20 protein-coding genes and 2 pseudogenes are annotated in these 23,505 nt (G+C 44.2%); 15 read left to right on the top strand and 7 right to left on the bottom strand.

Annotated features, from left to right (window positions below; genetic code table 11):
- Positions 1-82 precede the first annotated feature (82 nt).
- A complete protein-coding gene (locus tag CH376_RS19320; RefSeq protein WP_100783988.1) occupies positions 83-460 on the bottom strand; it encodes an eRF1 domain 2 in 378 nt (125 codons plus the stop codon).
- Positions 461-1,041: 581 nt separating this feature from the next.
- On the opposite strand from CH376_RS19320, the gene CH376_RS19315 reads away from it, so the two are divergent.
- The gene (locus tag CH376_RS19315; protein WP_100783986.1) at positions 1,042-2,865 is read left to right on the top strand and encodes a putative Ig domain-containing protein; all 1,824 of its coding nucleotides are present in this window, start codon (positions 1,042-1,044) and stop codon (positions 2,863-2,865) included.
- A 468-nt stretch (positions 2,866-3,333) separates the two neighbouring features.
- Positions 3,334-4,344, top strand: a complete 1,011-nt coding sequence (locus CH376_RS19310; protein WP_100783985.1) for a hypothetical protein — start codon at positions 3,334-3,336, stop codon at positions 4,342-4,344.
- Positions 4,345-4,720: 376 nt separating this feature from the next.
- Here CH376_RS19310 and CH376_RS19305 read toward each other — a convergent pair whose 3' ends face one another.
- The gene (locus CH376_RS19305; RefSeq protein WP_100784088.1) at positions 4,721-7,147 is read right to left on the bottom strand and encodes a right-handed parallel beta-helix repeat-containing protein; all 2,427 of its coding nucleotides are present in this window, start codon (positions 7,145-7,147) and stop codon (positions 4,721-4,723) included.
- Positions 7,148-7,862: 715 nt separating this feature from the next.
- Between CH376_RS19305 and CH376_RS19295 the strand changes: the two genes are divergently transcribed.
- The 5 genes from CH376_RS19295 (at position 7,863) to CH376_RS19275 (ending at position 11,730) form a co-directional block, all read left to right on the top strand.
- Complete coding sequence (locus tag CH376_RS19295; protein ID WP_100783984.1) at positions 7,863-8,291, top strand: DoxX family protein; 429 nt, start codon at positions 7,863-7,865, stop codon at positions 8,289-8,291.
- 90 nt (positions 8,292-8,381) lie between these two features.
- Positions 8,382-8,723, top strand: a complete 342-nt coding sequence (locus tag CH376_RS19290; RefSeq protein ID WP_243394649.1) for a YciI family protein — start codon at positions 8,382-8,384, stop codon at positions 8,721-8,723.
- Positions 8,724-8,774: 51 nt separating this feature from the next.
- Entirely contained in the window at positions 8,775-10,010 is a 1,236-nt protein-coding gene (locus CH376_RS19285; RefSeq protein ID WP_100783982.1) for an RNA polymerase sigma factor, read from the top strand.
- 405 nt (positions 10,011-10,415) lie between these two features.
- On the top strand, positions 10,416-11,030 hold the full coding sequence (locus tag CH376_RS19280) for a methyl-accepting chemotaxis domain-containing protein (RefSeq protein ID WP_100783981.1): 615 nt from the start codon (positions 10,416-10,418) through the stop codon (positions 11,028-11,030).
- Positions 10,999-11,730, top strand: a complete 732-nt coding sequence (locus tag CH376_RS19275; protein WP_243394648.1) for an oxygen-binding di-iron domain-containing protein — start codon at positions 10,999-11,001, stop codon at positions 11,728-11,730. Before CH376_RS19280 ends, CH376_RS19275 begins: the two co-directional genes overlap by 32 nt.
- A gap of 139 nt (positions 11,731-11,869) precedes the next feature.
- On the opposite strand, the gene CH376_RS19270 is transcribed toward CH376_RS19275, so the two are convergent.
- Complete coding sequence (locus CH376_RS19270; protein WP_100783979.1) at positions 11,870-12,241, bottom strand: hypothetical protein; 372 nt, start codon at positions 12,239-12,241, stop codon at positions 11,870-11,872.
- Between the two features lie 362 nt (positions 12,242-12,603).
- Between CH376_RS19270 and CH376_RS24665 the strand changes: the two are divergent.
- From CH376_RS24665 to CH376_RS24470, 3 genes and pseudogenes are all read left to right on the top strand, one after another.
- Positions 12,604-12,873, top strand: a pseudogene (locus tag CH376_RS24665) (transposase); the annotation flags it as partial.
- Complete coding sequence (locus tag CH376_RS19260; RefSeq protein WP_420843567.1) at positions 12,836-14,068, top strand: transposase; 1,233 nt, start codon at positions 12,836-12,838, stop codon at positions 14,066-14,068. The pseudogene CH376_RS24665 and the gene CH376_RS19260, both read left to right, overlap by 38 nt.
- A pseudogene (locus tag CH376_RS24470) lies at positions 14,034-15,227 on the top strand (transposase); the annotation flags it as partial. The gene CH376_RS19260 and the pseudogene CH376_RS24470, both read left to right, overlap by 35 nt.
- 3 nt (positions 15,228-15,230) lie before the next feature.
- Here the strand turns inward: CH376_RS24470 and CH376_RS19250 are convergent.
- The 3 genes from CH376_RS19250 to perRA all read right to left on the bottom strand — a co-directional run bounded on the left by CH376_RS19250 (position 15,231) and on the right by perRA (position 17,264).
- Positions 15,231-16,094, bottom strand: coding sequence for a flagellar hook-basal body protein (locus tag CH376_RS19250; protein ID WP_100783977.1), 864 nt, complete (start codon positions 16,092-16,094; stop codon positions 15,231-15,233).
- A 138-nt stretch (positions 16,095-16,232) separates the two neighbouring features.
- Positions 16,233-16,376 (bottom strand): hypothetical protein, encoded by a 144-nt coding sequence (locus CH376_RS24330; protein WP_165783643.1) that lies wholly within the window; start codon positions 16,374-16,376, stop codon positions 16,233-16,235.
- Between the two features lie 453 nt (positions 16,377-16,829).
- Entirely contained in the window at positions 16,830-17,264 is a 435-nt protein-coding gene (gene perRA / locus CH376_RS19245; RefSeq protein ID WP_100783976.1) for a peroxide-responsive transcriptional repressor PerRA, read from the bottom strand.
- A gap of 262 nt (positions 17,265-17,526) precedes the next feature.
- Here perRA and CH376_RS19240 point away from each other — a divergent pair, with 262 nt between their 5' ends.
- The 5 genes from CH376_RS19240 to epsC all read left to right on the top strand — a co-directional run bounded on the left by CH376_RS19240 (position 17,527) and on the right by epsC (position 22,021).
- On the top strand, positions 17,527-17,988 hold the full coding sequence (locus tag CH376_RS19240; RefSeq protein ID WP_243394660.1) for an ankyrin repeat domain-containing protein: 462 nt from the start codon (positions 17,527-17,529) through the stop codon (positions 17,986-17,988).
- Entirely contained in the window at positions 17,985-19,439 is a 1,455-nt protein-coding gene (locus tag CH376_RS19235) for a catalase (RefSeq protein WP_100783974.1), read from the top strand. Before CH376_RS19240 ends, CH376_RS19235 begins: the two co-directional genes overlap by 4 nt.
- A gap of 188 nt (positions 19,440-19,627) precedes the next feature.
- Positions 19,628-20,392, top strand: coding sequence for an SDR family NAD(P)-dependent oxidoreductase (locus CH376_RS19230; protein WP_100783973.1), 765 nt, complete (start codon positions 19,628-19,630; stop codon positions 20,390-20,392).
- Positions 20,393-20,440: 48 nt separating this feature from the next.
- A complete protein-coding gene (locus CH376_RS19225) occupies positions 20,441-20,968 on the top strand; it encodes a winged helix-turn-helix transcriptional regulator (protein WP_100783972.1) in 528 nt (175 codons plus the stop codon).
- A 141-nt stretch (positions 20,969-21,109) separates the two neighbouring features.
- Positions 21,110-22,021, top strand: coding sequence for a serine O-acetyltransferase EpsC (gene epsC, locus CH376_RS19220; RefSeq protein WP_100784086.1), 912 nt, complete (start codon positions 21,110-21,112; stop codon positions 22,019-22,021).
- Positions 22,022-22,083: 62 nt separating this feature from the next.
- On the opposite strand, the gene CH376_RS19215 is transcribed toward epsC, so the two are convergent.
- Positions 22,084-23,505, bottom strand: a 1,422-nt coding sequence (locus CH376_RS19215; RefSeq protein ID WP_207769148.1) for a family 2A encapsulin nanocompartment cargo protein cysteine desulfurase, incomplete at its 5' end; no start/stop codon positions are given.

Below are 23,505 nucleotides of genomic sequence, written 5' to 3'. Positions count from 1 at the left end.
TGAGAACGGTCCGTCTCGATTGCGCCGTCGACCATGTGAATTCTGCGATCCGCAAAGGCCGCGTATTCCGGATCGGTATGGATTAGAGTTTTATATGGCGTTTTTCGTAATATTTTTTCGCGGCGTTGACGATTTCGGAATCGCTGCTCTGATCCATTACGATTTCCGCAAGAACCGTCTTTGCGAGAGGAGGATGATGCTTTTCTAAATAAGCGAGGAAATGGGTTTTGGCCAGACCCGGTCCGGAAATCAACAAATCTTCGTTAGGCGAAAGATTTTTCGCCACATCTTCAAAAAAATGTTTTAGTTCCTCGTTTTGGATCAGATTGAAACGATCGGGATGATGATCGTGATGTTCCGTTTTTCCTTTGTGGCGGATGACCTGAGTCTCCACAGCGTCCTTACTCAGAACAAACTTCTTCGCAACCGACTGATCAATCCATAGAATACAATGTGGCATATCGTTTCCTTATCCATCTTGCGGTCAAATTTACGTTCGGATACATTCTATTGAAAACGAAAAATCGAATACTTTCAAGTTGTATTCGTTCGATTTTTAAAAATTGAAACGTTACTCAAGGGGAGTTTGCGTCTCACAACTCTTGTCTGGGGAGGAGAATTCTTTTTTTAATAAAATCTCTGCGTTTCACATTTTAAAAATAGCGCTTTTGCCTTTCTTTGTTCGGTTGCAAATAGGATGTAAACGCGGTTGTTATTCTCGTTCGGCGATTCCTTGTACATCCGGAGGTTCTTTTACAGCAAAGAATCGATTTTCATCCTCCTCGAACGAGGGGATTAAATTCATTGTCGATCCGGAAATCGAGGAATGTAGGAACTCATACGTTCTTGGAATCTTACGAAACGGTTCAAAATTTTTTAGAAAACCTGAGCGTCGGATTTGTAGGAACTCATACAAAGAAATAAATTTTTTAAAATGGTTGTTTGAGTCCACGACGCATCGGGACGGACTTAAATATAAGTGGCGTTTCGCCTCTTATAAACGAGGAAGAAAATCGTCTTTCTTTCTCGTATCTTCTCTTTATGACTTCGTTTGAAATTCTTTATCCTTGGAAAGAATTCTCAGTCCATATTCGGGAAGTCGTAATCGGAGGAAGGCGGGTGCGGATAAAAAGAATCTTTCAGCGCTTTTCTTTCCTCATTCTTTTTGCTTTCTACTCGGTTAATTGTCTTACGGATAATCGGGAAGGAAACGATTTTATCATCCCGCTTGGAAATGCGAGGATCGAAGATTCAAAGGATCGAAAACCGAAAGAAATTCAATTTAGTTTTCCCGCTTCTTCTTATACTTTCATAAAAAACGAACTCATCTCGAGTGTCGCTCCAACAGGCGTGGAGGGCGTGGATTATTATTCTATTTCGCCTTCGCTTCCTGCCGGACTGACCTTCAACGCGCATAACGGAGAGATTTCGGGAACTCCCGTGAACGCATTTGCGACGACCCAATTTCAAGTCAGCGCGTTCGATCTGGAAGGGAATTCTTCACAGAAACAAATTTCTTTAGAAGTAAAGGCCTTGGATTGGGGGAATCAGTATTTTTTAAAAGGTTCGAATCTACTTGCAAACCACGCCCTCGGAGTGAGCGTCTCTTTATACGGAGACACGTTAGTCGCCGGGGCTTACGGGGACACAAGTTATGCCGGCGCCGCCTATGTATTTAAAAGAAGCGGCTCGGCCTGGAGCGAGGAAGCGCGCATAACGGCTCCTGTCCGGACCAACTCCGATGTTTTCGGAATCAGTGTGGCTATTTCGAACGATACAATCGTGATCGGAGCGCCTATGGAGGACGGGAATCAGCAATCGATCAGCGCGACTCCGACTTCTACATTGACTCTTGCTAATTCGGGAGCCGCTTACGTATATCGCAGAAGCGGAACCGTTTGGAATTTGGAGGCTTATCTCAAACCCACCAATCTGAATGGCGGCGATAGTTTCGGGCGCTTTGTAGCGATCGACGGCGATACGATCGTCGTGGGCTCTCCTAAAGAACAGAGTTTGGATCCTACGCTCCGTTTCGGAAACGACGCGAGTTCCGATAATACGGGCGTGTCCATCGGCGCTGTTTATGTTTTCAAAAGAACGGGAACGACTTGGGCGCAGGAGGCTTATCTGAAATCGCATATCCCTGCCGCCAACGATCAATTCGGATCCGAAATCGGAATTACGGGAGATACCCTAGTCGTCGGAGTGAGTCAAGACGATACGACTGCTAGCAATTCCGGCGCGGTTCACGTATTCAAGAGAAGCGGAAATATCTGGTCGAGGGATTCTTATCTAAAAGCATCCGCGCCGATCGCGAATTCGTTGTTCGGCGTTTCGGTGGGAATCTCTGTAGATAAAATCATAGTAGGAGCAGCCGGGCAAAACGGCGCGGCTTATATCTTTCAGAATAACGGTTCCGGCTGGACAGAAGAAACGATCTTAACGGCGCCTAACGCAGAGGTGAACGATCAATTCGGAAAAGCGGTCTCGATCTACGGGGACACCGTGGCGATCGCGGCGCCGAACGAATCCGATTCCATAAAGACAATTCTCAATCGAGGAACTCTTCCCAATCTTACCGACAACGGATGTTTGAATTCGGGAGCGGTCTACGTATTTCAGAAAGAGAATAACAACTGGATCTATAGGTCGTTTATCAAAACCACGAATGCGGATCCAAGCGACCGAGTTTCCAATGCTACGAGCGGCCCTGCGGGAGAATACGGAAGTCTTTCCATTTACGGCGATACGATCGCGTTAGGCGCGGCAGAAGAAAAAGGGGGAACCACCGTTTCTTCACCGCTGGCGCCGGCGGCGGATAATTCGAAAACGAGAGCGGGGGCGGTTTATATTTTCACGCGCTGATTGAATATTTATTTCGGGCGTGCCCGTTTCTCATTCGCTATCTTTTCCGATTGTGAAAACGTTTTAGAAAAATCGAATGCGAAACGGTCGCGTCCCTCCAGGCTCGGGCATTCGCCCTCGTCCTCTTGCGAGGACGCTTCGCGCCTTTCGGACCGCTCACGCGAAATACAAAACAAATCCTAAGTCGAAAGAAGCGGATCGATTCTTTCGACGAACTTTGGGTCTGAAGATAAAATTCTAAGTTTATTTATTAGCTAAGGTAAAACCATACGCTAAACTTTCCTATCTTTGAGACACTACTTTATAAGTAAGTTCCTGCACAAACGGTCTTTCCTTAAAAATAGATTGAAATAAATTATTTTTAGAACATACTACGCCGAAAATTTGAGATCGACCAAACGAAAAAAGAAAACCGTTTTCGATCAACTCAAATAAAAAAAAGAGAAAGTGAAGGGAGAATCAAAAGTTATGCGACTGTTTTCGATGAATTCGCTGATTAGAACTATAGCGGTCACGTCTTTGTTTTGGATCGTATCCAACCCGACCGCGGAAGGAATCGATTTACAAAGTCTGGTCAGCTCCGCGGATTATCCGGTGGAGAACGTGGACTACTTTTTACAGGATGTTGGAACTGCTACCATAGGTTCCGATCAGAACGGATGTCATTCTCAGGGAATCAAATTCGACGGAAATTTCTTTTACACGTCCTGTATGGATACGAACGGAAACGATACGGCTTATCTATTCGTACACGATAAATACGGAAGACTTGTAAAAAAATTCAACGCCGGTTCCTCTTACGATCATCCGAGCGGAATCTTATATTACGGAGGCTGGGCCTACGTAGGTTTTACGAGCAACGGAATCGATATGAAATCACAGTTGTACAGATTTAACGGAGCAGGTACCGTTCAGAATCAGGGATTTTTTGATCATTCGGTGGGCTTCGTGGGACAATCGATTCCTTCTCCGAACAACCAGATACTGAGCGCAAAGACGAGATACTATTCTTATGATCAATACTATGAAAGACAGTGTAATTATACGGACGGAACTTGCGGAAGTTACAGCAATGTAACCACCGGAAATAACATCAACAGCGCGGGAAAGGACGGAGTTCAGGACTGCGACGTATATTATAAAAATGGAGGATGGTATAAGGCTTGTATTTTGTTTTCCGCTAGCCCGAACCGAATCCGAGTTTGGAAGGGAAATCAGACGAAGTTGGGACCGGATAATTCTCTGACGACATATACGATGACGTATCAACCCGGACATTCGGGTGGATTTTCATTTTATACCGATCCGAACGGAAAAAAATGGATCGTCACGACTCCCGCTCCGGACACAAACCGCAGATATTGCCAAGGTTGTGCGCTCGTAGGGGGAAATAACTGTGCGTGCACGGATAAAAACAACCGTCAGAGGGTTCGATTCTACGCGTTCGATCATTTTCTCTGGCCTTCCGGTTCAAATTGATTTCAATTTTTTGAATATAACAAAATCAGAATGGAGTAAGTCCTTTAGCTCCCGTTCGTTTCATACGTCCGGGAGCCGGTTTGGATCACTTCCATTCTGATTCTGTTTGGTTTCTTTGTATCTGATATTGTGAAATTGAGAACCGTTTCGTTTTTCAATTTGTATTTTTCTCCAGTCCAAAACGTTCTTTCTGTCGAATTCAAAAATGGCTTCTCTGTTTTTAAGAGAAAATATAATAAAAAAATGTTTTAGATAATTCGAATGTCCTTTGAAGGTTTCTGTGATTCTTCTTTCCCTTTGAATCTATCCGCTTTTAAAATAAGAACGCGTTGAAGTTTCGGTCATACAAAATTAAACGAAGCGGAAGGATCGTATTTCAAAAACAATTTCCGTCCGTCTCAAAAACTCCGATCGAAATGGAATCCGCTCCCGACGGAGCGAAGGGGCTCGCGGTGTTTGTTCTTGCATTTTGATTAAAGTCCGTTGCAAAGAATGGAAAAAGAATCGGCGGAAGAAGAGGGCCGATTCTTAAATCGATTCCTCCATACAAAGAGCTGCAAGGTGAATTCAGAGAATTCGGAATTCCGACGGGAATGTTATATTTCCAAACTTGCGAGATCGAAGCCGCGGTTTTGAATTGCGGATTTTTTCCGTAGTTGTTCGTATAATCTCCGATTCCCAATCCGGATATGGATCCGATCGGAAAACCCAAGATACAACCCTGTGCGAGAACGGCTCCGCAGAATTTGTATTCTGCATTGCCCCCGAAAACGTCCCAGACCGGAACGTCTAGAAAGAAATTATTTCCACGTATCACGGACGTAGCCGAAGGATAAGCGTCCGCATAAAGGATTCCGACTCGATTGCTTACGGAAGACTTCGAAAAGATCTGATTGTTAACGATCGTATAAGTTTTTCCGGGGGCTGCGAATCCAAGGGAGATTCCGGTCGCGTCTCCCATCGTGAACGCCGGCGAATTTCCAACGTAGATATCGTTGTTTACGATCGAAAGAAAACCAGGAATTCCCGATGCGTCGTCGATCAAAATTCCCAGCGAAATATTAGGAACCAGACTTGAATCCATAAACTGATAGGCGTTGATCTTGTTGTCTATGACGAGCGCCGTGGCGCCGGAAAGAATCATGGCGGCGGTCAAGCCCCCGCTTTTTTGAACGCCGTCGATAAGATTTTGTTTGATTACGATCGGTTGCGGAGTTCCGGATGAATCGACCGTAATTCCCGTGGAGGCGGTCATGCCCGTTCCTCCGCGCAAACGGTTTCCGCTGACGATCACGTTGTCCGAATTGAGGATGGAGATCCCGCTTTTGGTTCCTCCCAGATGCGAAGTGGAAATTTCATTTCCGAAAATGTCGTTGTCCAAAATACGAATTTGTCCCGCGTTGAATCTTGAGTTCTGAATCGTAATTCCTGTATTCGAAACGTTATTCGGGTTTGCCTGGATTTGAAATCCGCTCACGATCAGATTGTCGTTCGTCGAAGTCAGAGCAACCGTCGCAACGTCTATCACGCTGCAGAAAATGGCGTCGCAAAACGTAGGACCTCCTATGCCGGGATCTTGGATGATCGTAGGATTGTTGATCGGGTCGGGGTTGAGATTTCCAAAACCGGAGGGAAAACCTCCGATCAGGGAAGTCCGGCTAAGAAGAGAAATTCTTCTCGTAGGAACGTAGGTTCCGGTAGCGACTAACACCGAACAGGCGGATCCCACGAGATCGCATTCCGAAACTCCGAATTCTATGCTACGGCAATAGGCCGAAGGCGGACCACCTGTTCCGCATCCGGCGAGGTCGTTTCCGGCTAGGACGTCGACCATTCGATTGTTCAGAGCGGATTGATTTGTAAAATCGAAAAATATGTCGTTGCCTCCTTGGATCGGAAGTCCGCCGCCCGCCGTACATCCTCCGAGCTGGACAAAGGAGTCTCCTAACGGGCCCCAAAAATCCGGACCGCTTGCGACAAGGACCACTGTATTGTCGTTCGGCGCCGAAGGATACGTAATCGAAGGTCTGGGCGAAGTTGTGTTTGCAACATTCGTTTTTCCTAATACTATAGCGGAAGTGTTATAACCGCAGCTTCCCGGATCGATTCCGTGAAAAGAAAATTGAATCGTTATTCTTTCGCTCGGAAATAAAACCTTTGAAGACGGAGAATATTGCAAAGGACTGATACAATCGATCAGAATTGTCACGGGGCCTCCGGATAAGTTACCGTTTCCGGAAAGGGAGGGTACAAAAATACAAGTGTGTTTCGGAGGAACTGAAATAAAACCGATCGAATAAGAAGCCGTATCTCCGACTTTATTTGCGAACGTCTGAGTTGTGTCGCTTGTAAACGAAAGCTGGTCGGTCATATTTTGAACGATCAAGGGAGACGTGGCCGCCGTTGCAGGATCCAAGCCGAGAACTCGAACCGAGACGTCGTAAAACGAAATACCGCATGTGACGAAGATCGTCGTCTGAGGACGAATGATCGGACCGTTCGGATTCTGTATCCTGCAAGTCTGCGCTGGAGTTGTGTTCGGCCCGTTCGAACTTACCGAATAAGAAGAACCGATACGGACCGTTGAAGGAAATGTCTGAGTGGAATCTTGTGTAAACGTTAGGGATTCTCCCAAGTCGTTGTTTACGATAAGGGTTCCCGAGTTGAGACCGGATACTTGGACCGAAACTTTTACGGGAGTATTGAGTTGTTCGATTCCGCGTTCTAACGGAAAGAGTTCGATCGCTCCGGACTTTTGCGGTCGTTTCACACAATCCGCAAAAAGAATCAAGATCGAAAACAAAAAAACGAATCTTCCGAGAAACCGAAAACGATTTCCTTTGAGAGATTCAATTCTTTTTAAAACCTGTTGCCGGAACGATATGACTTCTGTATTCACGGGATAAATCTTCTTTTATAATCCGTTCTTATCTAATAAAAATAAATAAGAACGGGTTATAACGATATATACCCTAAGAACAAACATTCGGAAGGTAAGATGAGCGGAAAACAAGGAATGGGCTCCGATATCGGCGGTTTAAGAACCAACGACTGATTTTTAGGAATCAATGAAAAAGAAGAATTCGATGAACGGAAGAACTCGAGCCTTGACTTAAGTTCGAAATTATTTATTGATCTCCACGCTCTTCGCCAATTCCTTAAATTTTCTTTCGATTGCGTCTATGTTCCGATTGTCTTTTGGAGCTTCCATAACGTAACATATCCTTGATAGATTGCCAACATTTCCGAGGCGAATTCGGAGACGATTGAATGAAGATATATAGAATTTTCTCGGGTTGGTCTTTCGATCGAACGCCTTCAAAGTGAAGCGTAATTCTTTTCAAGTCTCGGATTCTTAAATGCTCGGCCTTTTAAAATAAACTTCGGACCTGTCATTTTCCCGTCATAAAAAAGTAAAATTTCTCTAAAAAAAGACGGGTCGATGTCCCGTTTTCTAATTCTCGATCCTCATTGAAATAGAATCCAAGGATTCAATTTCGATACAAAGGAGAATCAAAATGGCAGTTTTGATAAAAGAGGATAAAGGAACCAAAGATCACGACGCGTCCAAGAAGGCGAAGTGGATTGGAGCGGCAAAATGGATCTATTGGACGTTGACGCTCTTTTTTACGGTGACGATGGTCATTGCGGGAGTTGCATATCTTATGGAGGCGTCTACGCCTGCGGAAGGAATCGCGAAACTCGGATATCCTCTCTATGTGATGAAAATTTTAGGGGTCGCTAAAATTTTGGGTGGAATCACAATCCTTCAAAATCGATTCCAAACTCTAAAAGAATGGGCTTATGCAGGTTATACGTTTAATCTGATCGGAGCTTCTTCTTCTCACTTTTTCGCCGGAAACGGCCTGGGAGATATAATCACTCCGATTCTGATTCTTTGCGCAGTTCAGATTTCTTACCGCCAATGGAAAACGGGGTGGATGTGAAACGGGATCGATTTTATAACGGGAGCGTCGTCTTTTCGAGCAAAGGCGATCTATCTCGAAATCATATTCAAAAAAAAGAATGGAGAAAGAATGATGAACGAGTTTTTACTTTTATTTAGGCAACCTAGCTACGACTACGGCCAAGTATCGCCAAACGAGATGCAGGCGCTCGGAAAAAAATGGAAGGAGTGGGTGGGGAACATCGTAGCACAAGAAAAACTAGTCAGCAACGGCCCGAGGCTCGCCACCGAAGGTAAGGTATTAAAATCCGGCGGAGTGATTACGGACGGTCCCTTTGTAGAAATTCGGGAACGTTTGGGAAGTTTTATCGTCGTTCGAGCTGAAAGTCTGGAAGAGGCAACCACATTAGCGCACGGTTGCCCGGCTTTGGATGCCGGCGGAAGCGTCGAAATCAGACAAGTCATCGGATAACTTAGATTCAAACTTCCTCGTCTTTTAAAACGAGGAAGTTTTGGATTTTTTATGAGCTCAGAACAAGAATCACTCAAACAATTATTTCAACGCGAGTTTTCCAAAATGATCGCGGTGATTAGCGGTCTCTACGGATTGCAGCATATTGAAATCGCGGAAGATATCGTGAGTGAAACGTTCCTACTTGCTGCGGAAACTTGGGGAATCAAGGGGACTCCGAAAAACCCGACGGCTTGGCTTTATGTAGTAGCGAAACAAAAGGCAATTCATCATTTCAGAAGAGATAAAATTCTAAAGAATAAAATTATACCGGAGTTGACTTCGAGACAAGATAAGAGTCCGAACGCGGACGAGTTGAATTTTTCTCCGGAGAACATAAAAGACCAACAACTGCAAATGCTTTTTGCGATCTGCAACCCCGCGATAGCGGGCGAGGCGCAGATCGGACTTGCGCTTCGAATCTTATGCGGATTCGGAATCGACGAAATCGCCGAGGCTTTTTTCACCAATAAGGAAACGATTCACAAACGTTTGTTTCGAGCCAAAGAAAAATTAAGAAACGAAAGAATCAAGATGGAACTTCCTTCGGACGAAGAGATCGAAAAGCGACTCGAGAATGTTCTTCGCATCGTCTATTTATTGTTCAACGAAGGTTACTATTCCAAAACGCAAAATCGAATTTTAAGAAAAGATCTTTGTTTGGAGGCGATGCGCCTGGCGGTGATGATCGTCGAATATAAAAAGACGGATCTACCGAAAGTCAACGCTCTATTGGCCCTTATGTGTTTTCATTCGTCTCGATTTTCCGCGAGAGATTTTGGCGGTGAGTCTTTTATTCTTTATGAAAATCAGGACGAGAACCTTTGGGACAAGGCATTGATACACAAAGGAATCGAATTCTTAAATCGATCCGCTTTCGGAATGGAACTCAGTTCCTATCATCTGGAGGCAAGAATCGCTTACTGGCATTGTATCAAAGAGGACAGCGCCGAAAAATGGAACGAAATTTTAGGCTGTTACGATCAGCTTTTGGAAATTAATTATTCCCCGGGCGCGGCTCTCAATCGGATTTTCGCTCTGTATAAGTCCAAAGGACCGGAGTCGGCTTTGCGTGAAGCCGAGAACACGAGATTTGAAAAAAATCATTTTTATTATCTTCTCTTAAGCGAACTTTTGAAGAATCAAGATCCTCAAATGGCGAAAATTCATTTACAAAAGGCATATTTTCTGGCAAAGACCGAAACCGAAAAGAAGGGAATCCAAGAAAAGATCGACGAACTTTCGTAAAAATCGTTTTTTATTTGAAAAGAATTCTATATTATGAATATTCTAATTTTTCTGTCTTGGATCGTGGATCGGTTTCGTCGTGTAAGTCTGCGATTGGGGTAAGACAAAAGATTCTTCTTCCTTGAATTTATTTTCGGGCCATTCAGTCGGTCTCGGCTTTTCAAAAAGACGGACGTTTTAAGAAGAAGTCCAGATTCTTCTTTTTGAATTTATAGATCGTGCGTTTCGATAAAGGAAGGGGTTACGGAATTTTTTCTTGATCCGAGTTTTTGATTTTTGGATTCACCGGATTCAACTCGGGGCTTTGGAAGTTGATCTTTCGTTTTAAAAACGTCTGATCGTCAGTATGATTCTTTTTTTTGAATATTTTAAAATTAGAATAATCCCAATACTTAAGAAATGAAGATGGAAAAAGAATTACTCAGAAAGACCGCCTCAATCAACGAGGATGTGAAAACCATTTCTTCGCTTGCATTTGGGATCCGAGTAAAGGCATTGAATTCCATAATCTTGTCCGTTCACGCCGGGATTGCGGCGAGGGGATTCGGAGTCGTCGCACAAGAGATCATCGTTTTCAGCAAAGCCACTTCGAAAACAACGGAAGAACTCACAAAGGTGATGTATTCCTTGAGTCGTGAAGCCAGCTTTCAAGTTAAAAATCGAATCGCTTTTGAAAAAGCGAAGAAGATCGAAAACTATGGAAACAAATCGAAAGCTCTTCTGCAGATGATCGAATCCTTTGAATCAAAAGAACGTAATTTTGAAAAGGCGACTCTTTCTATTCAGAACGCCATGGTTCACAGAACAAAAAATCTGATTCGTCAATGTCTTGACGGCAAGGTGATCAGTCTTCAGGCAAAGATCGAAAGTGAATACATAGGCGTAAATAAGGCGAAGGCTGGAGACGTCGCCGAAAAGTTTTCGGCTGCGATCGACTCGATCGAGAATTTAGCAAAAAAAGTTTTGGACGGATGGAAAAATGAAAAGAATGGAAACGATATTTTCCAGTCAAGATTATAGCTGGTCTGTAATCGCGAGAGATCCGGATAAACCCGGATACATCATCGATACGAACGAATATCTTATCGTCTCTTCCGGTCAAGGTTTGCTTACAGATCCCGGTGGAAGCGAAATTTTTCCGGAAGTTTTCTCCGCGATCTGCGAGAAATTCGATCCGACTCAGATCGCTAAAATTTTTTCGAGTCATCAAGATCCCGATATCATTTCTTCTCTTTCTCTCTGGTTGGAAGTGAATCCGGATATTAAATGTTATCTGAGTTGGTTATGGTCCAGCTTTGTTCCTCATTTTGGAGGAACAAAAGACACTTTTATCCAGATCCCGGACCAAGGTCTCGACGTGAACATCGGAAATCATACGTTACGCGCAATACCGGCGCACTATTTGCATTCTTCCGGAAATTTTAATCTTTATGATCCCACTTCGAGGATCTTGTTCAGCGGAGACATAGGAGCGTCCCTTTTGCCCTCTGATTTTAACGATCTTTTTGTCTCCGACTTCGATAAACACACTCAATACATGAAGAAGTTTCATCAAAGATGGATGGGCTCCAACGAGGCGAAAAAAAAATGGGTTCAAGAAATTCGGAAGCTCAAAGTGGATATGATGGTTCCGCAGCACGGAGCGCTCTTTCAAAAAGAAGAAGTACAAAAATTTTTGGATTGGTTTGATGAATTGGAAGTCGGGATTACGGAAAACTAGAAAGTCTTTCTGTGTTTCCAATAGCGGATTGAAAGGAAAATCTGAAGATCGGGATCACAAAAAGGAATTTGTTCTTTGAGATCCCAAGGGCCGAGACAGTATTATAAATATATAAAATACAACCGGAGAAAAGGCGCGTTTATTCCCGATAGGCTTCGGTCTGCCACCAGCGAATTCCCATAAACGCGATTCCGAAAGCGATGAGAAAGAGCGCAATCGGAAGAGAAAGGGAAGGTTTTACGGCGCCGTTTTGCGTCACTAAGACCTGAACTTTTGCGCCAAGGTCGTCCGAATTAGCGTTTTCCACTTCTCCGAATTGGATTTTGCTGTCGTAGGTCCAAAACCCGTTGCAGATTTCAGCGCGGCGAATTTTTTTGCAGGCAGTCACACTTGCAGTCGATACGGTTCCGGTTTTTTGTCTGTAGATGAGATAACTCCCGCCTAAAATGCAAGAGATACAAAAGAAGCTGATGATGCTGATGGTGATCGTGTTTCTCGTTCTATGACTCATACTTAATATAATTTTCTTTCTAGTCGGAGGAAGTTCTCTTTGGAGAAGAAAATTTGATTCCTTACTTTAGATTCTTAAATAGGCTAACCAATCATAAAGGAAGGCTTTGCAAAAATCCTTTTAAAAAATGAATGGATTTATCAGATGATAAATTTCTCCGGTCTGAGTAATTCGGACCGAGATGAATTTTCATTTTGATCCTTTGTTTTTATTCCGATTTCAATGTCGTACATTTCTTTTGATTCATTTTACTTGACGAATTCGGATTTTTATAACCGCGACTCTTTTGTGAAATTCTAGCATAAATCCTGAAATAAGCCGTATGACGTAAGTTTCAACAGGACCTTTGATAAAGATGGAAGAAGTCAGGACTTTACTGTTGGGCAGGAAATCGTTGGAGCAAGAATGGAGTTCACTCACAAGTAGCGGAAGGTAATCAGAGACTTCTGAAAACTTCGTTCGGTACTTATTGCTATCTCTCGCCGAAACACTCGACGCTCTATCTAAACGAATTCTCGTTTCTCAAAAACGTCAGAGTCCTCGGTCTTGATATTATATCAGAGAATCAAGGTCTGTTGGGGAAAAGTTCGAGTAATTATTTATCTATCCCTCGGTTCTCATCCCAACCGTGATCCCAAACTCACTGTAGTCTCAGAACCTAAGCCACCCAGCATTCCTGAAAGACGCAAGAACCCAGCCATCAACATCGACTTCTTTACGAACCTCACTAAGAAGATCCTGAATGACTTCTACCCGAAATATTGTCCCAACTGTCCAGGCAAACTGCTAACTAAGGAAATCTCAACTCAACCTGAATTGATCCGCTGTGAAGGATGTAGGTATCTAACTTCACGTTTGAGTTACACGCCTTTACATCATTTTAAATTACCCTTATATATGTTTGGGGTTGTGTTCTACGAAAGTATGATTCAGCATCCTAAGGTAGTTACCTCAACTGAGATTAGCAAGAGACTGAGGATTTCCTACAAGGGCGGAGCAAGTTTAAAGAAACGCTTCCAAGTGTTTGCCTCTCAGCAACTTCCTAAATATCAGAAGTTGACCTTTGATGCTTTGAATCATGAGTTCAAGAATTTCTCCCTGCCTGCTGATGAGGAAGCAGACGTAACTAAGAAGATGGAGAACAAACCCTACGTCTGTGCAGACACTGTTGTTTTGTATTCTGCCAGTGAGAGAGCCAATCAGGGTAGGAAGCGCTATCGTCACAGTGGCTCTACTGCTTCCATCTATCTCTCGGACAAGCTTGGAGGAAGACAAGTTGGAACGTTAGTGCATACGATTGCTGTGAAGCAGGGTCCTGTATTTTTTCATTCTGTTCCAAATCAAAAGGCAAACACTCTTGGACCCCTTATCAAGGATCATCTACCTCTACAAACCCCTGTGTTTACGGACCAAGGCTATCCTTGGCTTTGGGGTATTTACAAAAATCATCGCCAAGTAAATCACTCAGCACACTCTAAAGACTCTCGTTACAAATGGGCAAGAAACAGATGGAGTAAGAATGGAGTTCACAACCAAGTAGCTGAGGGCAATCACAGACTGCTGAAGACAGCATTCGCTTCTTACTGTTACATCCGCCCTGAGAACTCTACTCGTTACCTAAATGAGTTTTCCTTTCTCAAGAATGCTCATGTGTTTGGGTTGGATGTGATTTGTGAGAATGAAGCTGTGCTTGCTGGTGAAGTTGATGAGGGAAGAGGGGTGGGTAAAGTATCCTTTGGTTCCGATCCCAGAGGGCCATTAGGTCCGGCAGTTGGGATCGGAAGGAAGGGATATTTATCTATCCCTGGGTTCTCATCCCAACCGTGATCCCAAACTCACCGTAGTCTCAGAACCTAAGCCACCCACCATTCCTGAAAGACGCAAGAACCCAGCCATCAACATCGACTTCTTCACTGGCTTGACTAAGAAGATCCTGAATGACTTCTACCCGAAATATTGTCCTAACTGTCCGGGCAAATTGCTGACTAAGGAAATATCAACTCAACCTGAATTGATCCGCTGTGAAGGATGTAGGTATCTAACTTCACGTTTGAGTTACACGCCTTTGCATCATTTTAAATTACCCTTATGGATGTTTGGGTATGTCTTCTACGAAAGTATGATTCAGCATCCGAAAGTCCTGACTTCAACTGAGATTAGTAAGAGGCTGAGGATTTCATACAAAGGTGCTTCAATGCTGAAGAAGAGATTTCAAGTGTTTGCCTCTCAGCAACTTCCTAAATATCAGAAGCTAACCTTTGATGTACTCGACAGAGAGTTTAAAGACTTCTCCTTACCACCTGATGAAGATACTGATATTACTGAAATCATGGAAATCCGTCCATACGTCTGCGCTGATACAGTAGTTTTGTATTCAGCAAGTCAGAGGGCTAACCAGGGACGAAAGAGATATCGCCATACAGGTAGTACATCATCCATTTACCTTTCAGACAAATTAGGAGGCAGACAAGTAGGGACGTTAGTGCATACGATTGCTGTAAAGGATGGTCCCGTATTTTTTCACAGCGTTCCAAATCAGAGGATGGGAACGTTAGGTCCACTTATTTAGAATCATATTCCTTTACAAACTCCCTTAATGACTGATGAAGGCTATCCTTGGCTTTGGGGTATTTACAAAAATCATCGCCAAGTAAATCACTCAGCACACTCTAAAGACTCTCGTTACAAATGGGCAAGAAACAGATGGAGTAAGAATGGAGTTCACAACCAAGTAGCTGAGGGCAATCACAGACTGCTGAAGACAGCATTCGCTTCTTACTGTTACATCCGCCCTGAGAACTCTACTCGTTACCTAAATGAGTTCTCCTTTCTCAAGAATGCTCATGTGTTTGGGTTGGATGTGATTTGTGAGAATGAAGCTGTGCTTGCTGGTGAAGTTGATGAGGGAAGAGGGGTGGGTAAAGTATCCTTTGGTTCCGATCCCAGAGGGCCATTAGGTCCGGCAGTTGGGATCGGAAGGAAGGGATATTTATCTAAGAACCTCGTTGATCAACTTACCGAGCAAGCTATCTTGAGTTTGAACCGTCTTTTGATTGGCTTCATAGGAACGGTTGACCTCTATCATCTCCACCATTTCGGTAACCACGCTCACGTTAGACGCTTCGAGGTAGCCTTGGAGAACGGAAGGTTCGTCTTTGAGTTCAAAAGGAACGGGTTCGCCGGATTCGGGGGTATCCGCATAGAAGGAATCTCCTTCCTTATCCAGATGACGAGGATTTTCTACGGTCCTAATTTTAAGTTTATCTAATAGAACAGGAGTTTCAAAACGATTCTTTTCTAAAGAAGTTCCATTGACTGGATCGTTCCCGATTTCTCCGTTGATCCAGACTTCGCCGTTTTCTTTGATGAGAAAATTTCCTCTTGCGACACGGATCGGACCGTTTTCTCCCATCAGAGGAAAACCTTGCGGCGTGACGAGATAACCGTTGGTATCCATTACGAATGCGCCGCTCCGGGAAAGTCTTTCTCCACGATTTGTCATAACGCTAAAGAACGCGGGATGTTCGTTTCCGGGTTTATCTTGGAGCATGATGTCGAACGGATTTTCCGTTTTTTTTACGGCACCTTGTTCGAAGCGGGTGTAAACTTCGTTTACTTCACCGCCTAACCCGAGTTTGCCGACTACGGGAGCCGTATCAAAGGAGCCCATGGGAACCTTGCCAACCCCATCCTCGTCAAAACGATGGAGAAGAAGTTCCGGGAATGTTTTAAATACGGTCGTATCTCTTTTGAAGGCCGTCTTATCCACATTCGCAAGGTTATTCGAAATTACATCCATTCTTGTCTGTTGGATGATCATCCCGTTTGCGCCTGTATACATTCCTCTGAGCATTTTTTCTCTCCTCTATGTTCTAAGGATCGGTGGATTTCGAAATTCTCATTAGGTTTTTGAGGACATAAATAAGAAAAGTATGAAGCCTCCACTCTGATTTTCTCTCAAGATCCGGCGGATTTCTCCCCGTTTCGCGAGTTAGAAAGGCTCCAAAAGAATTTTACCGGCTTTCTTCGGGATATCGACCTGGATTGTGATCGAAGGTTTAAGAAATTTTCCACCGGAGTTGAGGTGGTCCAATGCGAGACTGGAGGGGAAGAGAATGAGAAAAGGTTCGATCACTTCTTTACCTGATATCCGCTTTTTCCCTTATTTCAATTTTTTAGTATTTTTTTGAAAAATTGGTTCCCGTTTTGAGTTTCGGCAATCGATCAAAGATGATGGAATGGATCGATCCTTAAGAAATATTGCTTCTAAAAAGAATTTTGATAGGAGTCTTCTGAATTATAAAACTGTTCTTCTAATTATAAGGAACGGAAACGGGAGAATATAGATATTATACGCGTTATAAATTCGAAAATTAGAATATTCTTAAAGATACATATTTCGAGTGAGAGTAGGATATTGTATGATATTTTCGGTTAGGAACTTTTTCCTAAAAATCTAAATTGTGGGAACTCACACGAATTTGAATGTTCGGGAAAGATTCTGATTCTTCTCAAAAAACTGATGAGACGTAAAGTGTAGGAACTCACACAAAATTTCGGCTAACTTTCGAAATTTGCGGTCGGGCTCTTATTTTTTTCTGCCTTTGAGCGTGATCGAAAGATTGCAGTTTTCCAAGGAACTTCCCGTCTTTTCGGAAAAGTCTTTTTTGAGTTCTGAAAGGATCTTCTCCTGAAGTTTCGAATCCAATTCGATATCGAAGATCTCACCGGTCTCTTCGTCGACCGCATGGTGATGATTTTTCACGTTCGAATCATAAAGAGTGATCCCTGATTTGAGTTCGAGAAGATTTACAATCCCTTTCTCGGCAAAAAGTTTAAGATTATTGAAGATCGTCGCGCGAGACGCATTCGGAAAGTGTTCATTTATCAATTGAAAGACTTGATCCGCCGTCAGATGCTGAGGCTTTGAAAGTAGAAGATTCGCCATCTGCAGCCTCTGAACCGTTACGTTGATCCCTGCATCTTCCAGAATCTTTTTGTTCTTTTCGTAAGAATCCTTCATAAGATCAACTTCCCAGATTTCCCTTTTTTTGTCACTAATTTAGACTAATTCTAAAAAAAGACTTGTCCTAATTTTTTATTATTCTATACTCAGTCTAAATTTATTTTAAATCTAAAATTTGCAAATTCGCACGTAATTGGTTTTTGAAGGGAAATTTATAGGAGGCAAAATGGATTCTTCTGCTCCATCAAATCAGATTTCAAAGTATCTACCGAATTCTTCCCAATCCCATTCTCAGGCATGGAAAGATTTTCAGAGGAGCATGAGTTCGGAAGATTTTTGTTTCGATCTCGCGAGAAGGGGAGATCTCGAAGGACTTTCCGATCGTCTTTCTAAGTTCGGCGATCTGGAACGTAAGAACCAACGAGGTTACACCTTACTCATGTTAGCCGCTTATAACGGTCGGGAAGAGGTAGTTCGTTTTCTCCTTTCACACGGCGCTGACGTCAACTCCACAGATTATTCCGGGAATTCGATTCTTATGGGAGCCGCCTTTAAAGGTTTTGATAAGATCGTGGAGGTTCTTTTGAACTCCGGCGCAAATAAGAATTATAAAAATTCGAAAGGACAGAACGCGTTTTTATTTTCGGAAATGTTCGGACGCAAACGAGTCAGCGAACTTCTATCGGACAAAAAACGAAACTGGTCTTACAGAGCCGCTTCGTTTATCAATTCTTGGATTCGATATTTCACTCAAACCGCTTGGAAAGGAGGCAGACAATGAGTAAGAAAATTCTCACAACGTCCGGAGGTCATCCGGTATCTCAAAACCAACACTCTCTTACCGCCGGGGCAAGAGGTCCGGTTCTGATTCAAGACACATATCTGATCGAGAAGTTGGCGCACTTCAATCGGGAAAGAATTCCGGAAAGAGTCGTCCATGCAAAAGGCGCGGGCGCCTACGGAATTCTTACGATCACGCAAGATCTTTCCAAATATTCCAGAGCTTCCGTTTTCTCGAAAGTCGGAAAACAAACTCCTCTCTTTTTAAGATTCTCAACGGTCGCAGGCGAAAGAGGTTCGGCCGATACGGAAAGAGATCCGAGAGGGTTTGCGATCAAGTTTTATACCGAGGAAGGAATCTGGGATCTAGTAGGAAACAATACTCCCGTATTTTTTGAAAGAGATCCGCTGAAGTTCCCCGACTTTATCCATTCTCAAAAAAGAGATCCAGTTACGGGTTATAAGAATCCGTTTCGTATGTGGGATTATTGGGCGAAATCACCCGAAGCCTTACATCAAATAACGATCCTTTTCGGAGATCGCGGAATACCGGACGGATATCGTTTTATGAACGGTTACGGAAGTCACACCTTCGGGCTTTGGAATACGAAAGGAGAAAGGTTCTGGGTCAAGTTTCACTTTAAGTCTTTGCAAGGAATCAAAAATCTCAGCGGTGAAAAAGCGTCTGCGTTAGCCGGAACCGATCCTGATTATGCGACAAGGGATCTTTTCGAAGCGATTGAAAGAAAGGAATTTCCGAAGTGGAAATTTTGCGTTCAGATCATGCCTGAAAGAGAGGCCGAAACTTATAAGTTTAATCCTTTCGATCTTACAAAGGTCTGGTCGCATAAGGATTATCCTCTGATCGAAGTCGGCGTTTTGGAATTGAATTCGAATCCCAAAAATTATTTCGAAGAAGTGGAGCAGGCCGCATTCTCGCCGGCAAATATGCCTCCGGGTATCGGAGCTTCTCCGGATAAAATGCTACAGGGAAGATTGTTCGCCTATCCGGACGCTCAGAGATATCGTCTGGGAGTTCAGTATCAACAACTTCCGGTCAATCGACCTAAGAATCAAGTCAACGTCTATCACAGAGACGGTAGCGTAAAATTTCAATCCGACGGCAGCTTTGATAACTACGAGCCGAACGGATTCGAAGGTCCGTCGCAAGATTCTTCTTTTGCGGAACCTCCTCTGAAAATTTCAGGAGATACGGATCGATACGACGCCCATTCGGAGAACGACGATTATACGCAAGCGGGCGATTTTTACCGGATGTTAAAACCGGAAGAGAGAGATCGTCTAACGTCCGCAATCGCCTCGACTATGAAAGGACTTCCGAAAGGTCTTGTTCTGGCGAACGTTAAACACTTCTATCGCTGCGATCCCGAATACGGGACAAAACTCGGTGAAAAGGTCGGACTCGGTATTAGCGAAATCTCGAAAATATAATAGATCCTCGGTAATATCCGAACCGTTTTTGCGAGGAAGAGGCTTCTGTTTCGAATCAGAGCCTTCGTTCCTCGCTTTTTTTTTGAATTTTTCCTTAAAATTTTCATAAAAGTAGTTGCATAATTAAACCACTATAGGTCCAACAAATGTAGTTTTTTAATTAAACTAGAATTTACGAGGTTCGGCTTATGAAATTTAAGGATAAAGTGGTTTTGATTACGGGTGGAAACGGCGGAATCGGATTTGCGACGGCAAAGCTATTCGTTGAGGAAGGTGCGAGGGTGATCGTCACCGGTAGAGATCAAACCTCACTTGATGCGAGTTTGAAAGTTTTGGGAAAAAACGCGCGCGCGTATAAGGCCGACGTTTTAAACGGAGAGGAACGGAAAAGACTTTTTAAAGGAATCGGGGAAGAATTCGGAACGTTAGACATCGTCTTTGCGAACGCAGGAATCATGAAACCTACGCCCGCTGAAAACACACAGGAGGAAACCTTCGACGAGGTTCTTCGCGTAAACGTAACCGGAGTTTTTATGACGATCCAAGCGGCGCTGCCTCTTCTCAAAAAAGGATCCGCGATCGTTCTAAACGGTTCGATCATCAGTACGGTCGGAGTTCCCGGCACTTCGGCGTATGCCGCGAGTAAGGCGGGCGTACGTTCAATGGCGAGAGTTCTCGCTTCGGAATTGAGCCCGAGGGGAATTCGCATTAACACGGTGGTGCCCGGCGCGACCAGAACTTCCATCTGGGGAACGACGGAGGCGGCGAAACAAAGGCTTGATAGGATCAGCGCCTCGATTCCGCTTCAAAGAATCGCGGACGCGGAGGAGATAGCGAGAACGGTTTTGTTTCTCTCATCGGAAGATTCTTCTTATGTGCAAGGAGCGGAGATTATCGTAGACGGCGGTTCCAGTAGTCTGCCTGCCGGCGCTCCAATTTATCTTGCCAAGTAAGCCGAATCCATCGGAACTATATTAAACTCGAACAGGAAGGGGGATTTTGTGAAGCGCAAAAATTTAGAGGAAGACGAATGCCCGATCGCACGCTCCCTTTCCGCGATCGGAGAATGGTGGTCTCTTTTGATCTTAAGAGACGCCTTCTTAGGGAAAAGAAGGTTCGGAGAATTCGAAAAGAGTCTGGGACTTGCAAAGAATATTCTCACTTCCCGTCTTCAAAAATTGGTATCTCATGGGATTTTGGAAATCGTTCCCGCATCGGATGGAAGCGCTTATCAAGAATACGTTCTTACACAAAAGGGAAAGGATCTTTTCCCGATTCTTGTCGCTCTCAGGCAATGGGGCGAAACGTATCTTTTCGGTTCTGAAGGATCGGATCAGATTCTTGTGGATGAACTTCATCAAAAGCCGGTGAGAAGAATCGAAATCAAATCCCGGGACGGAAGAACGCTCAAATCCAAAGACGTTAGTCTTCTTTTCTTGGATAAAAAGCAAAGAGTAAAATCAGGAAAAAAAAATGAAAATTCCGTCGGAGTCGGTTCGTCCTCAGGATTCAGAAAGAACCGGTCTTAGGTCGATAAAAACATTCAAAAACCGTAAAATATTTTCCGAGAATGTAGAATATCTTTTCCATTCTTAATAAATGAGATTTCACGGAAAAACTCCTCGATGATTCTCTGTCGGCAAGAGTTTACTAAAAAAGGAATCGTTCCGATGAGTGAAAATCAGTTTAGTCCTTCTCATTTTGGAATTTCTCCGAAAGAGGCTCGTTACAAAAAATTCGTTGAATCGATCTATCAGAAACAAAACGAAGATCCGCATCGTTACGGGGGCCGCAAAGTCGCCCGTAACTTTATCAGCGAACTTTTCAACATCGTCTTCGCGGGATATTTTTCCGATCTTGTTTTCCGCGACATCGCGCACGTAGAAGACAATCTTTCGGTTTTTTTTCTTCAAACAAAAAGCAAACTTTATCCGTATCTATCCAGTCGGGAATCCTCCTTTTCGGAACATTTCACGATCGACGGAGTTTTGGAAAAGTTCAAAGACGAGCTTCCGGCGCTTTACGAAATGATCTGGCACGACGCGATCGCAGCTTTTGAAGGAGATCCCGCTGCGGAGAGCGTTAAGGAAGTGATCTTAGCCTATTCGGGTTTTTACGCGATCGCCGTACATAGGGTGGCTCACCTTCTTCATAAGATCGGAGTTCCGATTTTTCCCAGAATGTTAAGCGAATACGCGCACGAAAAGACAGGGATCGATATACATCCGGGGGCGTCCATCGGAAGATCTTTTTTTATGGATCACGGAACCGGAATCGTGATCGGAGGAACTTCCGTCATTTACGATAACGTCAAAATTTACCAGGGGGTCACCTTGGGCGCGTTATCCGTAAGCAAGGATATGGCGCTTCTCAAAAGACATCCGACGATCGAACAGAACGTGATCATCTACGCCGGAGCTACGATTTTGGGCGGCGATACCGTTATTGGCAGAAACAGCATCATCGGCGGAAACGCTTGGCTGACTCAGAGCGTCCCTCCGTATTCTATCGTAAATCAAAAGAACGAAGTCAGAGTACGAACTTCGAAAGAATTGGACGAGGTGATCGATTTTACGATTTAGAATTTTGTAAAATAACGATCGTTCCGATCTGTCGATCGGAACGATTTGTATATTCGATTTTCTTAAAGTGGACCCGCCGTTCTTCCTCCCCGCAGATCGAAGAGCGCGTTGATCAACGCGTCAATATCCTCGCAGGTATTATAAAGAGCCAAAGAAGGTCTTACCGTACTTTCCAAACCGAAACGGCGAAGGATCGGTTGTGCGCAATGATGTCCGGATCTTACGGCGATTCCTTCGCGATTCAAAAAACGTCCTACGTCCTCCGTTTTAAATCCGTCCATGACGAATGAAAGGACTCCCGCTTTTTCCTTTGCCGTTCCGATCAGACGTAAGCCGGGAACTCTTTGCAGTTGAGAGATTCCGTAATCCAAAAGGGAATGTTCGTAGTCGGCGACGTTCCGCATTCCGATCTGATTCAAATAATCGATCGCGGCCCCGAGGCCGACCGCGTCGGCGATGTTTCCGGTCCCGGCCTCGAAACGAAAAGGAGCCGGTTGATATACGGTCTTTTCAAACGTAACGTCTTCGATCATGTTTCCTCCTCCTTGCCAGGGAGGCATGGAATCGAGAACTTCCGATTTGCCGAATAGAACTCCGATACCCGTCGGCGCAAAGACCTTGTGTCCCGAAAATACATAGAAGTCGCAGTCGAGAGTCTGTACATCGATCGGCATGTGGGACACCGCTTGCGCTCCGTCTACAAGAACCTTCGCTCCGAATCGATGCGCCTGTTCTATCATCTGCGCGGCAGGCGTAACGGTGCCTAACGCGTTGGAGACTTGGGTGAGGGAAACTAGCTTTGTTCTTGGACTTAGAAGTCTTTCGTATTCGGTCAAAATCACTTGTCCCGTTTCGTCGACCGGAACCACTTTGAGTCTTGCGCCTTTTTGAGCGCAGAGCATCTGCCAAGGAACGATGTTTGCGTGGTGTTCGAGCCAAGTGATGATGATCTCGTCGTCCTTTTTGATATTCTTAACTCCCCAAGTTTGGGCTACGAGATTGATCGCCTCCGTAGCTCCTCGAACGAAGACGATTTCCTTTGCGGAGGAAGCGTTTAAGAATTTGGCGGACTTTTCCCTCGCGGCTTCGTAAGCGTCAGTTGCTCTTGCGGCTAACGTGTGAGCTCCTCTGTGAATATTGGAATTTTCGTGTTCGTAAAAAGCGCTGATTCTATCGATCACGATCCGGGGTTTGTGAGTCGTAGCCGCGTTGTCGAGCCAGACGAGATCTCTTCCGTTTACTCTTTCATTAAGAATCGGGAAATCCTTTTTTAGAGAGGATATATCGAAGGACCCGGAGGAAAGATCGACGTTTGGAATTGAGTTCGGTTGAAGACGGAACGGGTCTTCGAGCCGAAGATCTTGTTTCTGCGGAACGAAGGAACGGATGTCTTCCAAAAAAGAAAACGAGGTGGAAAAAGTGGGCGCTTGAGTTCCAACGTTTGCGGAAGTCAGACCTCCCGGAAACGAAGGAACGCTCGTTCC

Source organism: Leptospira adleri, from assembly GCF_002811985.1.
GTDB classification, from domain to species: Bacteria; Spirochaetota; Leptospiria; order Leptospirales; family Leptospiraceae; genus Leptospira; species Leptospira adleri.
Note: the sequence above shows the minus strand (reverse complement) of the source record. Positions and strands in the feature narration are given on the sequence as shown.